This is a genomic window from Streptomyces cavernicola, from assembly GCF_029968035.1.
In the GTDB taxonomy this organism is placed as follows: Bacteria; Actinomycetota; Actinomycetes; order Streptomycetales; family Streptomycetaceae; genus Streptomyces; species Streptomyces cavernicola.
The window spans coordinates 23298-36544 of the sequence record NZ_JASCIQ010000014.1 but is presented as its reverse complement, the minus strand read 5'-3'; the positions used below and the strand labels follow the sequence as shown (position 1 = coordinate 36544).

Genomic DNA, 13247 nt, shown 5'->3' with positions numbered 1-13247 from the left:
GGCGTCCCGCCCGCGCACGGACGGCTACGCCGACAGTACCGGAGCACCGGGCCGGGGCCGTGGCCGGAGGAGCCGCCGCGAGCGGGCCCCGGCCCGAGGCGTCAGAGCGCGGGGTAGTCGGTGTACCCCGCGGCCCCGCCGCCGTAGAAGGTGGACGGGTCGGGCGAGTTGAAGGGGCCGCCGGCCTGCAGACGGGCCGGCAGGTCGGGGTTGGCGAGGAAGAGCTGGCCGTACGCGACGACATCGGTGGTGCCGTCCTCGACGAGGGCGAGGGACTCGGGACCGGTGGGGCCCTCGGTCGCCGGGCTGAGCACGAAGACGCCGCCGAACCGCTCGCGCAGCACGGCCGTCACCTTGCGGGCCTGCGGCTCGACCTCGACCACGTGCAGATAGGCGAGCCCCAGCGGCGCGAGGGCGTCGACGAGCGCGGTGTACGTGGGCTCGGGCTCCGGCTCCACGATGCTGTTGAACGGGTTGCCCGGCGAAAGCCGGATCGCCGTACGGCCGGGCCCGATCGCCTCGGCCACGGCCTTGACGGTCTCCACGGCGAACCGGATGCGGCCGGCCACCGAACCGCCCCAGTCGTCGCCGCGCAGATTGCTGCCGGGGGAGAGGAACTGATGGATCAAGTAGCCGTTGGCGCCGTGCAGTTCGACCCCGTCGAACCCGGCCTCGACGGCGTTGCGGGCGGCCGCGGCGAAGTCGTCGACGGTGGCGCGGATCTCGGCGTCGGTCAGCTCGCGCGGGGTGACGAACTCCTTGGGCCCCTCGTGCGTGTACACCTGGCCGTCGGCGGCCACCGGGGAGGGCGCGACGTTGACGACTCCCTCGGGCAGCAGATCGGGGTGGCCGATGCGGCCGGTGTGCATGAGCTGGGCGAAGATCCGGCCGCCGGCCGCGTGCACGGCGTCGGTGACGGTGCGCCAGGCGGCGATCTGCTCGGCCGTGTGCAGGCCGGGGGTGTTCGGGTAGCCCTGGCCGACGACGGAGGGCTGGACGCCCTCGGTGACGATCAGCCCGGCGGAGGCCCGCTGGGCGTAGTACTCGGCCGTGAGCGCGGTGGGCAGCGCCTCCGCGGTGGCGCGGCTGCGGGTCATCGGGGCCACGACGATCCGGCTGGCGAGGCGGATTCCGGGCAGGTCGATCGGGTCGAACGCGGTGGTCACAAGGTCTCCAAGAACAGCTTGATGGGCGGGGCAAGTAACTCCTGTGGGCCTCACCTTACTGAATACTTGGCTGACCAATTACAGCGAGGGTGCGACGGACCGCGGCCAGTGCGGGTGCGGCGGAACGCGGCCCGCCCGCACGGCAGGTCGGTCGATGCCGTGCGGGCGGGGGTCGGGGCGGGGGAGCGGAGTCTTCCGGTGGCCCCTCGCGTCATGCGCGGTGGTAGCGCTGGGCGAGCCGGGCCAGGGCGACCGCGCCGAGCAGCAGGCCGAAGTCGCGCAGCGCGATGTCGTAGTGCCCGGGGATGGTCAGCAGGTTGACGATGATGCCGCCGAGCCAAGCGGCGACCAGCCAGCCCCCGAACCGAGGGGCGAACGCGACGACGAGCCCGGCGATGATCTCGACCACTCCGACCGCGTACATGACCTGCTGAGCCGTGCCCGGCAGGAGGTCGTCGACCCACGGAGCGAGGTAGACGGGCCAGTCCACGAGCAGGTTGAAGAACTTGTCGAGGCCGAACAGGATCGGCGCCACGGTGAATCCGACGCGCAGGATCGCGAAGGCCTGATAGCCGGGATCGGTGAGCGCGGCCCGCCGCGTTCCGGCGGACGGGGTGGTTGCGGTGATCGGGGACGACATGACGCCCTCCTTCTATCAACAACTCTTACTAACGATAGAAGCGCGGAATTTTTCTTTAGTCAATGCTTATTGGTTTTACAATGAGGGCGTGGACCGCCCGCCCGAACCACCCCGCCCCGACGTCTCCGCCGTCGCCGCACTCGGCGAACCGAACCGCAGGCGCCTGTACGAGTACGTCGTGCGCATGGCCGCCCCCGTCAGCCGCGAGGAGGCCGCCGAAGCACTGGGCCTCACCCGCCAGACGGCCGCCTTCCACCTGGACCGCCTGGCCGAAGCGGCGCTGCTCGACGTCGTCTACGAACGCCGCACCGGCCGCAGGGGGCCGGGCGCCGGCCGCCCCGCCAAGCACTACAAGCGCGCCGCCGCTCAGGTCACCGTCAACCTCCCCGAGCGCCACTACGAACTGGCCGGGCACCTCCTCGCGCGCGCCATGGAGGAGTCGGAGGCCTCCGGCGAACCGGTCCGGGTGGTCCTGCACCGCAACGCCCACAAGCTGGGCGCGCAGTTCGCCGCACAGGGCGCGACAGGCGACGGCGTGCGCGCGGTGCTCGCCGTACTGGAACGCAACGGCTTCGAACCCCGCGAGGACGGCGACGCCCTCGTCCTCGGCAACTGCCCGTTCCACGCCCTCGCCCGGGAACACACCGAGACGGTGTGCGGCATGAACCTGCACCTCGTCGAGGGTGTACTCGAAGGGCTGGCGGAGGGCGGCCTGCGGGCGTGCCTGGCGCCGGGCGAAGGCCGCTGCTGCGTCCGCCTGGAGCCGGCGTCCGGGTGACGTCGGACACCCTCAACAGCCCTTGTCCGCAAGGTGGTTGGCGGTGAGGCTGACACCTTGGAAGCAGCCTTCGCCCGTACGGCCTGGCATGTCCTGCCCTTCCCCAACCCCATGGGTCTCCCGGCCCGCCGGCCGGGGAAGTGACCGGAGGACACCAGCGTCGAACTGGGAGGTACGCATGCGAGTCGTGGTCGTCGGCAGCGGCATCGTCGGGGCGGCAGCCGGATACGCACTGGCCCGCGCCGGAGTGGACGTGGTCCTCGTCGACTCCGGCGCCCCGGGCCGCGCGACATCGGCCGGTGCGGGCATCGTCTGCCCGTGGTCCTCGCGGACGGACGACGACCCGGACTGGTACCGGATCGCGGTCGCCGGGGCCGAGCACTACCCGGAACTCCTCGCGCAGTTGGCGGCCGACGGCGAGACCGAGCTCGGCCACCGCCGCGTCGGCGCCCTCTGCCTGGTCACCGAGGCGGACGCCGAGCAGCGGCTGCACACCGTCGCCGAACGCGCCGCGAAGTCCCCGGCGGCGGGAGAGGTGGAGCTGATCGACGGCCGCCGCGCCCGCGAGCTCTTCCCGCCTCTGGGTCACGAAGGCCCCGCGATGCGCATCCCCGGCGCGGCCCGCCTCGACGGCCGCGCCGTCCGCGACGCGATGCTCCGCGCCGCCGCCCGCCACGGGGCCCAACTCGTCGAAGGAACCGCCGAGTTGGTCGCGGACACCACCGTGCGCGGAGTGCGCGTCGGCGACCGGTTCCACGGCGCGGACGCCGTGATCGCGGCGGCCGGCGCCTGGTCGCCGACCCTCCTCGAACCCTTCGGCGTGCACGTACGCGTCACCCCGCAGCGCGGCCAGATCGTCCATCTGCGCCTGCCCGGCACGGCCACCGCGGACTGGCCCGTCGTCCTCCCGCAGTCCCGCCACTACCTCCTCGCCTTCGACGACTCGCGCGTCGTCGTCGGCGCCACCCGCGAGGACGACGCCGGTTTCGACCACCGGGTGACCGCCGCCGGTACGGCCGAAGTCCTCGGCGAAGCCCTCGCGGTGGCCCCCGGCCTCGCCGACGCCACCCACATCGAGACCCGCGTCGGCTTCCGCCCCACCGGACCCGACAGCCGCCCCCTGCTCGGCCCGGTCCCGCGGCTCCCCGGTCTGATCGTCGCCAACGGCCTCGGCCCGAACGGCCTGACGACCGGCCCGTACGTGGGCACGGTCGCGGCCCGCCTCGCCCGCGGGGTCGCCCCCGGCCTCGACCTGAGCCCGTACGACCCACTGCGCTGAGCTCCGACGCCCCCCGAAACGGGCCCCGGACGAACCCTGCTGATCCTGACCGACTTCCGCCCGAGCCGCCTCATCGGGCGCACCCGGCTCCCGACCCTGCAACCCGCCCGCTGCGCCGGCCGGCAGTGACCCCGTAAGAGAGACGCTCAAGAACGCTTGATCATGTCCGAGCACTTCTCGCCGATCATCATCGTCGTGATGCACGGGTTGACCGCAGGAAGGAACGGCATGATCGACGCGTCCGCCACCCGCAGCCCCGAGACGCCCTTGACCCGCAGCTCCGGGTCGAGCGGCGAGTCCAGGTCGCCCGGGTCGCCCATGCGGACCGTGCCCGCCGGGTGGTAGACGGTGTTGTGGGTCTGGCGGATGTACGAGAAGAGCTCGTCGTCGGTCGTGGCGTCCGGACCGGGGGCGAGCTCGGCCCCCGCCCAGTCCGCCATCGGGGCCTGCGCGGCGATCTCCCGGGCGAGCCGCAGCCCGTACGTCATCACGCGGATGTCGTGCTCGTGCGTGAAGTAGCGCGGGTCGACCTTCGGCTTGTCCCGGAAGTCGCGGGAGCGCAGCCGGACCGTGCCCATCGAGCGGGCTCGCGTGACGTTCGGGGTGAGGCAGAAGGCGTTGTCGGTGGTCGGATAGCCGCGCCGGTACGTGTTCAGGTCGAACGGCACCGAGCCGTAGTGGAACATCAGGTCGGGCCGGTCGAGGCCCGGCTCGGTGTCCGCGAAGATGCCGATCTCCCACCACTGCGTGGACTTGGTGACCATGGGCTGCTTCGCCGCCCACATGATCACGCCCTCGGGGTGGTCCTGCAGATGCGAGCCGACCCCGGGGGAGTCCACCCGCACCTCCACGCCGCACTCCCGCAGATGCCCCGCCGGGCCGATCCCCGACAGCATCAGGAGCTTCGGCGAGTCGATCGCCCCGCACGAGACGATCACCTCCCGGCGCGCCCGGACCGTACCGCTGTGCACCGTGTCGGGAAGCAGGTACTCGACGCCCGTGCAGTGCCGGTTGTCGTCGAGGAGCAGCCGCTTGGCCTGCAGGCCCGTACGCACTTCGAGGTTGGGCCGCTTGCCGAGCACCGGGTGCAGGTACGACACCGACGCGGACGAACGGGTGCCGTCCGTACGGGAGTTGATCTGGAACCAGTGCGCCCCGCGCACCACCGTCTTGCCCGTGTTGAACGGTGTCGTGGGGATGCCGGAGGCCGCGCACGCCTCCAACAGGGCCGCGCCGCAGGGGTCTTCGGGCGGGACGGTCATGATGTTCACCGGGCCGGAGCGACCGTGGTGGTCGCCGGGCGCGTCGTTGGTCTCCAGGAGCCGGTAGAGCGGGAAGCAGTCGGCGGCGCTCCAGCCGGTGCAGCCCAGCTTGCCCGACCACTCGTCGAGGTCCTCCGCGGGTGCCCAGAACGCGATGCACGAGTTGTGCGAGGAGCAGCCGCCCAGGACCTTGGCGCGGGCGTGCCGCATGAAGCTGTTGCCGTTCTCCTGCGGCTCCACCGGGTAGTCCCAGTCGTACCCGGACTCCAACAGGGCCATCCAGCGCGTGAGTTGGAGGATGTTGTCGTCGCCCACGTCGCTCGGCCCGGCTTCCAGCACGCACACGCTGACGTCCGGGTCCTCGGTGAGGCGCGCGGCGACGACGGCGCCTGCCGTGCCGCCGCCGACGACCACGTAGTCGAACTCGGCCGGGTCGGACAGGGGGCTCTCTTCAGGCATGACGTCTCCAGGGCGACGGATTTCAGGGAGCGGGAGGAGCGGATTCAGGCGGATTCAGGGGCGGCCACCGCGGCGCGGTGCTCCTCCAGTACGCCGGTCTTGTGCCGTTGCACGAACCAGTAGTAGGTGAAGCCGCCGAGCGCGACGACGCCGACGAACAGGAACGCGCCCCAGCGCAGATACCAGTGCTGCGGGCCGGTCGCGTTGTAGACCTCGGCACGCGGCCAGGCCAGGTTCAGGGACATGGCCGCGCCCCACAGCACGGCCAGGATGTTGACGGGCAGGCCGAACCTGCCGAGCGAGAACTTGCCCCGGACGGGCACCCATTGGCCGCGCAGCCGCTTGATCAGCATGGGCACGGTGACCAGGAGATACGCCACGTAGATCATGATGATCGCGATGCTGGTGATGACCGAGAAGATCTGCGGCTGGTTGATGTTGATGACCAGGATGCCGACGCCGACGAGCCCGATGACGATCGCCGGCACCACCGGGGTCTGGAAGCGCGGGCTGACCCGGGCGAGCAGCGAGGACGCCGGCAGGCAGTTGTCCCGCGCCATGGCGAACGCGAGCCGGATGCCCGCCGCGTGCACGGCCAGTTCGCACACGGTGATGGCGACGACCACACACCACAGCACGATCTCGCCCATCGTGTCGCCGAGCGTGCTCAGGACCACGTACTGCAGCCCGTCCACCGACAGTTCCTTCGCGTGCAGGTCCGGTACCGCGAGCAGCGCGAAGAGCAGGATGAGGCCGCCGAGGAGGAAGGAGAAGAACAGCGCCCGCAGGATCGCCCGGGGCGCGTTCCGGCTCGGGTCGAGGGACTCCTCACCGAGCGACGAAGCGGTGTCGAAGCCGTACATCACATACGCCGACGCGAGCGACGCGGTCAGGAACGCGCCGAAGTAGCCGAGGTTCTGGCCCGCGCCGAGGCCCCCGGTCTCCGTGACGGCGCTGGGCCCGCGCGTGATGTTCGCGGCGAGCAGCACGATCAGGACGACGGCCGCGATCAGCTCGATCATGACGCCCGCCGAGTTGATCCGGGCCATCAGCTTCACCCCGTACGCGTTGACCAGGGTGGTGAACAGGATCAGCACGGTGCCGAGCAGCACGGCGTTCTTCGCCGCGTCCGTCGTCCCGCTGCCGTCCCCGATGAACTGGAAGCCGTCGGAGATCTGCGGCAGCGTGATCTGGTACGCGAGGGCGACCGCCGCCAGGGACACCATGGTGGCCGTCAGCATCATCCAGCCGCCGAGCCAGCCGACGTGCTTGCCGCCGAGCTGCTTGGCCCAGTTGTAGACGGAACCGGCGACCGGATAGCGGGCCGCCAGCTCGCAGAAGCACAGCGCCACCATCAACTGTCCGACGAACACCATCGGCCACGACCACCAGTAGGCGGGCCCGCCGAACGTGACGCCGAAGTAGAACAGCTGGAACGTGCCCGTCAGGATCGAGATGTAGCTGATCCCGGCGGCGAACGTGTGGAAGTTGCCGAGGGTGCGCTTGAGTTCGGGCCGGTAGCCGAGCGCGCCGAGCGCCGCATCGTCGTCGTCCTGCAGCTGGGCCGCGTCCCGCTCGGGACCGGTCTCCGTGCTCACTCGAACCACCGTTGCGGCACCGGCGAGAGATTGCGCCAGACGTGCTTGGCCTCCTGGTACTCGGCGAGCCCCGCCGGGCCCAGCTCACGGCCGAAGCCGGACTGCTTGAAGCCGCCCCACTCCGCCTGCGGCACGTACGGATGGAAGTCGTTGATCCACACCGTCCCGGCGCGCAACCGGGACGCCACCCGGTGTGCCTTGCCGGTGTCCTGTGACCAGACGGCGCCCGCGAGCCCGTACACGGTGTCGTTGGCCAGGGCGACCGCCTCGTCCTCGTCCCGGAACCGCTCCACGGTGAGCACCGGACCGAACGACTCGTCCGTCACCACAGACATGCCGGGCGCGCACTCGTCGAGGACCGTCGGCAGGTAGTAGTAGCCGTTCCGCAGCGCCGGGTCGTCGGGCCGCGCGCCGCCGCAGCGCAGCATCGCACCCTCGGCGAGACCGGCCGCCACGTACGCCTCGACCTTGGCGCGGTGCGCGGCCGAGATCAGCGGGCCGGTGCGGGCGTGGTCGTCGAACGGGCCGCCGAGCGGGATCCGCCGGGCGCGCGCGACCACCTCGTCGACGAACGGGTCGTGCAGCTCGTCCTGGACCAGGAGCCGCGCCCCGGCCGAGCAGACCTGCCCGGAGTGCAGGAAGACCGCCATCAGGGCGTAGTCGACGGCCGCCTCGAAGTCGGCGTCGGCGAAGACGATGTTGGGGTTCTTGCCGCCCAGCTCCAGGGCGACCTTCTTCACGGTGGGGGCGGCGGCGGCCATGATGCGGCGCCCGGTGACCAGGCCGCCGGTGAACGACACCAGGTCGACCCGCGGATCCTCGCTGAGCGGCGCGCCCGCGGTCGGGCCCGCGCCGAGGACCAGGTTGGCGGCCCCGTCCGGCAGCCCGGCCTCGGTGAGCAGCCGCATCAGGATGATCGCCGTGTGCGGGGTCAGCTCGCTGGGCTTCAGGACGAACGTGTTGCCCGCGCCGAGCGCGGGAGCGACCTTCCAGGCGGTCTGCAGGAGCGGATAGTTCCACGGGGTGATCAGCGCGCACACCCCGACCGGCTCGTGCACCACCCGGCTGTCCACGTCCGCGCTGCCCGCGTCGACGATCCGGTCCGTGCCGCCCGCCGCCGTCAGATGGCCGAAGTAGCGGAAGCAGTTCGCGATGTCGTCCATGTCGTACTCGCTCTCCACGAGCCGCTTCCCGGTGTCCAGGGATTCGGCGCGGGCCAGCGCGTCCTTGTCGCGTTCGAGGAGGTCGGCGACGCGCAGCAGCAGCCGGCCGCGTTCCGCCGCGGGGGTGCGGGGCCACGGGCCGGTGTCGAACGCCTCGCGCGCGGCGGCGACGGCCGCGGCGGCGTCCTTCGGCCCGGCCTCGTCGACGGTCGCGACGAGGGTGCCGTCGGCCGGGCAGCGGATCTCCCGCACCTCCCCGTCGACAGCGGTGGTCCACTTCCCGCCGATGAACAGCTCCGGCATGACGGCTCCTCCGGGTCGGATGCGCGGAGGCGGTCCGACCGGGACGGCCGGTTCCGTCTCGACCTCGCCGTTCGGCGGAACGCGCTTCATCGCAGACGATAAGGAGCCCTGGGCGCCCTCGCACTGCGGGAGCCGCCGGGCGACCCACGGTAAGCGGGCGCGCGTGCGGGGGCTCAGGGTGCGCGAGCCGGGGTGCCGGGAACGAGGGTGTGCGGACCGAGGGTGCGCGGTGCGTGCGCGCCGCTCGGTGATCACCCGGTGATCAACGGCTCGTGCCCGTCGCCTCCGACCAGCCGCACGCCCGTCGAAACGTCCACGTCCGAGTCGACCGGCCGTTCGAGGCGACACCGGACCGACCCCGCGCACGGGACGAGCGGACCGCGAACCAACTCCCCACCGCCGCACGCCACTTCACCGCAGAACCCGCCGGCGCCCCCGCCCGCACCGGCCGCACCCCACCTCCGTGATCGTCACCGGAACCCCACCCGCTCGTTGACCCACGCAAGGCCTCGCCAGCCGCGGGGCCCGCACCACACGGCGCGGTCAAGCGCCGGAGCGAATACGGGAGTTGACGGCCATGGAGAGCAAGCACGACGGCGCTCGAGGTCTGCCGCTGACGAGCGCCCAGATGCTCTTCTGGCTGGCGCAGGAGCGCGACCCGCGCAGTCCGGCGTTCCTCTGCGCCGAGTACGTCGAACTGCTCGGCCCCGTCGACGTCGGCCTCCTGGAACAGGCGCTGCGCCGGACGCTCGCCGAGGCCGAGGCCACCCGGGTACGGTTCCGCACCACCGCCGACGGCGACGTACGGCAGGTCGTACAGGCCCTGGACGGCTGGACGCTGCCGGTGCACGACCTGCGGGCCGAGGCCGAGCCCGAACGGGCCGCGGACGACTGGATGGCGGCCCACGGGCACCCCTCGTTCGACCTGGAGCACGACCACGCCTTCGCCTTCACCGTGCTGCGCACCGGGGACGAGCGGTTCCTGTTCCACCTGGTGATGCACCACATCCTGCTCGACGGCTACGGCTTCTCCCTCTTCCTCCACCGGACCGCCGCCGTCTACACCGCCCTCTCCGCGGGCCAGGACGTACCGCCGTGCCCGTTCGGCACCCTGGAGGACGCCGTCGCCGACGACCTCGCGTACCGCACGTCCGACCTGATGGCCCGCGACCGGGAGTACTGGCGCGGCCAACTCGCCGACTGGATCGACGAGTCAGGGCCCGCGCACCGCCCCGACGAGGTCTCGTACACCTTCGTCCGCGAGACCGGCCACCTCGACCCGGAGGCCGCCGCCGGACTGCGCGCCCTGGCCCGCACCGCGCGCACCGGCCTGGCGACGGCCGCGATCGCGGCGCTCGGCCTGTACGTCCACCGCCTCGGCGGCAGCGACGACCTCGGCCTGCAGCTCACCGTCAGCGGCCGCAGCCCCGCCTCCCGCACCGTCCCCGCCGTCCTCGCCAACGTGCTCCCGCTCCGGCTGCGCACCACCCCCGAGACCACCGTCGCCGACCTGCTCCGGCACACCGCGGACCAGGCCAAGGGACTCCTCCGGCACCAGCGGTACCCGTATCTGCACCTGGAGCGCGAGCTGCACGTACGCCACAACAGGCCGGGCCCGCTGGGCAGTTGGGGCGTCAACGTGATGACGTACGACGGCGACGTGTGCTTCGGCGAGATCCCGGCCGTGATCCACAACCTGTCCAACGGGCCCGTCGCGGGCTGGGCCGTGAACGTCTACGACCGGCCGTCCGACGGCTCGCTCCGCATCGACCTGCAGGCCGACCCCGACCACTGCTCGGCCGCGGAGGTCGCCGCCCACCACCGCCGGTTCCTGCACCTGCTGCGCACCCTGGCCACCGCCGACCCCGCACTGCCCGTCGGGGACCTCGACCTGCTCACCGCCGCCGAGCGGACCCACGTCCTCGCCGCCGGCCGCGGACCGGACCGGCCTGCACCCACGGCGACGCTCCCCGAGCTGTTCCAGGAGCAGGCACGGCGCGCGCCCCGGGCCAGGGCCCTGGTGTGCGGCGCGAAGGAGCTGACCGCCGCCGAGCTGAACGGCCGCGCCAACCGCCTCGCCCACCTGCTGCTCGCCCGCGGCGCCGCCCCCGAGACGTACGTCGCGGTGGCCCTGCCCCGCACCGAGGACTACATCGTCGGACTCCTGGCCGTACTCAAGACCGGGGCCGGCTGTGTGGCGCTCGACCCGGAACACCCGGACGCCCGCACCGAGTTGATGCTCGATGACACCCGGCCCCTCTGCGTCCTCACCACCGCCGAGCCCACGACCGCGGCCGAAGGGCCGGCCGTGCTCTGCCTCGACGACCCCGAGACCGAGCGGGCCCTCGCCCTGCAGCCCGAGACCGACCCCACCGACCAGGACCGGGCGCACCCGCTCGCCCCGCACCACCCGGCGTACGTCAACTTCACCTCCGGCACCTCGGGACGCCCCAACGGCGTGGTCGTCGAACACCGGCAGCTCGCCCAGCTCTTCGCCGACCACGAGGCCGAGTTGATCCGCCCGGCCGCCACCGCCGCGGGCCGTCCGCTGCGTGCCGCGCTCACCGCCTCCTTCACGTTCGACACCTCCTGGGAGGGCTTGCTGTTCCTCGCGGCGGGCCAGGAACTGCACCTCATCGAAGAATCGGTTCGGCGAGACCCGGCCGCCCTCGTCGCCCACGTACGGGAACAGCAGCTCGACTTCCTCGACATCACCCCCTCCTACCTGCGGCAACTCCTCACCGCCGGACTCCTCGCCGACGGCGCGCACCGGCCAGGACCGCTGATGGTCGGCGGCGAGGCCCTCGATGCCGACCTCTGGCAGCGGCTCCGCGAGAGCCCCGGCACCGCCGCGTACAACTACTACGGCCCCACCGAATGCACCGTGGACGCCGTCTACTGCCGCCTGGACGAGCAGGGCGACCGCCCCGTCATCGGCCGCCCCGGCCACAACACCCAGGCCTACGTCCTCGACCGCGCCGGACAGCCCACCCCGCCCGGCGTCCCCGGCGAACTGCACCTGGGCGGCGCGCAGGTCGCCCGCGGCTACCTGAACCGGCCCGAGCTCACCCGGCAGCGCTTCCTGCCCGACCCGTACGGCCCGCCCGGCGCCCGCATGTACCGCACCGGGGACGCCGCACGCTGGACCGAGGACGGCGTACTCGAATACCTCGGCCGCACCGACGAGCAGGTCAAGGTGCACGGCGTGCGCATCGAGCCCGGCGAGATCGAGGCGGTCCTCGCCGGCCATCCGCACCTCGCCCAGGCCGCGGTCACGGTGCACACGGCCGAGCGCGGGGAGCACACCCTGACCGCGCACGTCGTCACCGGCAGCGAGAGAGCGGCGGACGCCGCGTCCCTGCGGGCCTGGGCGGCCGAGCGGCTGCCCGCCGCGATGGTCCCGGCCGCGGTGCTGTGCCACACCGCGCTGCCCCTCACCGCCCACGGCAAACTGGACCGCGCGGCCCTCGCCGCCGCCCACGCCGCCACACCCCGGGCGTCCTCGACGCGACGCTCACCCCGCGACGCCCGCGAGCAGGACCTCTGCGCCCTCTTCGCCGAAGTCCTGGACCTGCCCGCGGACGGCGTCGGCATCGACGACGACTTCTTCGCCCTCGGCGGCCACTCCCTCAAGGCCGCACAGCTCGCCGCCCGCATCAGCGCCCGCCTCGGCGTCGAGGTCCCGCCCGCCGCGCTCTACCGCGCCCCGACCGTCGCCGCCCTCACCGAACTGGCCGAGCAGACCCGCGAGGGCGGCCGACTCCCGGACGCCTTCGGCCCGCTGCTGACGCTGCGCCCCGGCGACGGCGGCCCGCCGGTGTTCTGCCTGCACCCCTCCGGCGGCCTCGGCTGGTGCTACGCCACGCTGCCCCGGCACCTTCCCGCCGACGTGCCCGTGTACGTCCTGCAGGCCCGCGGACTGCGCGGCGCCGAGCAGGTGCCCGGCAGTTTCCCCGAGATGATCGACGACTACGTCCGGCAGATCCGCTCCGTCCAGACGACCGGCCCGTACCGGCTGCTCGGCTGGTCCCTCGGCGGCTCCCTCGCCCACGCCGCCGCCGTCCGCCTGCAGGCCGAGGGCGAGCGGGTGGAGCTCCTCGCCATGCTCGACGCCCAGCCCATCGACCCGGACGAGGCACGGCGGATCGAGGCCGACCCCGAACTGACCCGCACCCTCGTCCTCGAAGCCGCGGGCCGCATCCCCATCCCCGCCCAGGCGACCGGCCCCGCCCACGCACCCGACGGCACCCGCCTGCTCGCCGAACTGCAGGCCGAGTTGGCCGACGAACACCTCGTCGCCGCCCTCGACGTCCTCGCCCACCAGGCCTCCCTCGCCCCGACCTACCACCCGGAGGTCTTCGACGGCGACCTGGTCTACTTCCACGCGAGCCGCGGCAAGCCCTCGGGCGCCCCCGCAGGCCAGGCCTGGCGCCCCTGGATCACCGGCAGCATCACGTCGTACGACAACGACTGCACGCACCACACGATGATGCAGCCCGACCACATCGCCCCCATCGGCAAGGTCATCGCCGCCCGCATCAGCGCGGAGTGAGGCCGGGCCCGGCCGACTCGCCCAGGCGGGACGCCCCTTAGGGTCTG

General features: G+C 72.7%; 8 protein-coding genes. 3 read left to right on the top strand and 5 right to left on the bottom strand.

What is annotated here, in order from left to right; genetic code table 11:
• Positions 1–101: 101 nt before the first annotated feature.
• Entirely contained in the window at positions 102–1166 is a 1065-nt protein-coding gene (locus QIS96_RS15070) for an alkene reductase (RefSeq protein ID WP_282543081.1), read from the bottom strand.
• Positions 1167–1377: 211 nt separating this feature from the next.
• A complete protein-coding gene (locus tag QIS96_RS15065) occupies positions 1378–1806 on the bottom strand; it encodes a hypothetical protein (RefSeq protein ID WP_282543080.1) in 429 nt (142 codons plus the stop codon).
• Between the two features lie 88 nt (positions 1807–1894).
• On the opposite strand from QIS96_RS15065, the gene QIS96_RS15060 reads away from it, so the two are divergent.
• Entirely contained in the window at positions 1895–2584 is a 690-nt protein-coding gene (locus tag QIS96_RS15060; protein ID WP_282543079.1) for a helix-turn-helix transcriptional regulator, read from the top strand.
• A 178-nt stretch (positions 2585–2762) separates the two neighbouring features.
• The gene (locus tag QIS96_RS15055; protein ID WP_282543078.1) at positions 2763–3863 is read left to right on the top strand and encodes an NAD(P)/FAD-dependent oxidoreductase; all 1101 of its coding nucleotides are present in this window, start codon (positions 2763–2765) and stop codon (positions 3861–3863) included.
• A gap of 146 nt (positions 3864–4009) precedes the next feature.
• Here QIS96_RS15055 and QIS96_RS15050 read toward each other — a convergent pair whose 3' ends face one another.
• The 3 genes from QIS96_RS15050 to QIS96_RS15040 are packed head-to-tail and all read right to left on the bottom strand — an operon-like array spanning position 4010 to position 8648.
• Positions 4010–5584 carry a GMC family oxidoreductase gene (locus QIS96_RS15050; RefSeq protein ID WP_282543077.1) on the bottom strand — a complete coding sequence of 525 codons (1575 nt, stop codon included), beginning with the start codon at positions 5582–5584 and terminating at the stop codon, positions 4010–4012.
• 44 nt (positions 5585–5628) lie between these two features.
• On the bottom strand, positions 5629–7182 hold the full coding sequence (locus tag QIS96_RS15045; RefSeq protein WP_282543076.1) for an APC family permease: 1554 nt from the start codon (positions 7180–7182) through the stop codon (positions 5629–5631).
• Positions 7179–8648, bottom strand: coding sequence for an aldehyde dehydrogenase family protein (locus QIS96_RS15040; protein WP_282543075.1), 1470 nt, complete (start codon positions 8646–8648; stop codon positions 7179–7181). The genes QIS96_RS15045 and QIS96_RS15040 overlap by 4 nt, the downstream gene beginning before the upstream one ends.
• Positions 8649–9225: 577 nt before the next feature.
• Between QIS96_RS15040 and QIS96_RS15035 the strand changes: the two genes are divergently transcribed.
• Positions 9226–13200: an amino acid adenylation domain-containing protein gene (locus QIS96_RS15035; RefSeq protein ID WP_282543074.1), complete on the top strand. Its 3975-nt coding sequence runs from the start codon at positions 9226–9228 to the stop codon at positions 13198–13200.
• The last annotated feature ends 47 nt before the right edge of the window (positions 13201–13247 follow it).

What these genes read in the sequence shown, in the direction of transcription:
- QIS96_RS15050 (WP_282543077.1), bottom strand. Translation starts at nt 5,584, where the DNA reads ATGCCTGAAGAGAGCCCCCTGTCCGACCCGGCCGAGTTCGACTACGTG.
- QIS96_RS15040 (WP_282543075.1), bottom strand. Translation starts at nt 8,648, where the DNA reads ATGCCGGAGCTGTTCATCGGCGGGAAGTGGACCACCGCTGTCGACGGG.
- QIS96_RS15065 (WP_282543080.1), bottom strand. Translation starts at nt 1,806, where the DNA reads ATGTCGTCCCCGATCACCGCAACCACCCCGTCCGCCGGAACGCGGCGG.
- QIS96_RS15055 (WP_282543078.1), top strand. Translation starts at nt 2,763, where the DNA reads ATGCGAGTCGTGGTCGTCGGCAGCGGCATCGTCGGGGCGGCAGCCGGA.
- QIS96_RS15035 (WP_282543074.1), top strand. Translation starts at nt 9,226, where the DNA reads ATGGAGAGCAAGCACGACGGCGCTCGAGGTCTGCCGCTGACGAGCGCC.